Genomic DNA, 373 nt, shown 5'->3' with positions numbered 1-373 from the left:
CATCAGGTCGCAGCCATGCATCGCGAGGTTGGCTTCATAGAGACCGTGCATCCCGAGCATGCCGAGCCAGTTCTTGCCCGAGGCGGGGTAGGCTCCCAGACCCATCAGGGTCGAGGTGATCGGGAAGCCGGTCGCATCGACCAGCTCGCGCATCAGCTGGCTCGCAGCGGGGCCCGAGTTGATTACGCCGCCACCGGTATAGAAGACCGGCTTCTCGGCGGTCTCGATCAGTTCGACCAGCTTGGTGATCGCGTCGAGATCGCCTTTCACCTGCGGCTGGTAATGGTCGACCCGCGCCGCTTTCGGCTCGGTGTAGGTGGCCACCGCGAATTGCACGTCCTTGGGCATGTCGATCAGCACCGGGCCGGGACGG

General features: G+C 64.6%; 1 pseudogene. It reads right to left on the bottom strand.

Annotated features, from left to right (window positions below):
• Nucleotides 1-373: pseudogene (locus tag B3D39_RS12285) on the bottom strand (acetolactate synthase 3 large subunit); the annotation flags it as partial.

Source organism: Thioclava sp. UBA3469 (assembly GCF_002378135.1).
In the GTDB taxonomy this organism is placed as follows: Bacteria; Pseudomonadota; Alphaproteobacteria; order Rhodobacterales; family Rhodobacteraceae; genus Thioclava; species Thioclava sediminum.
This window is presented reverse-complemented; position numbering and strand designations above follow the sequence as displayed.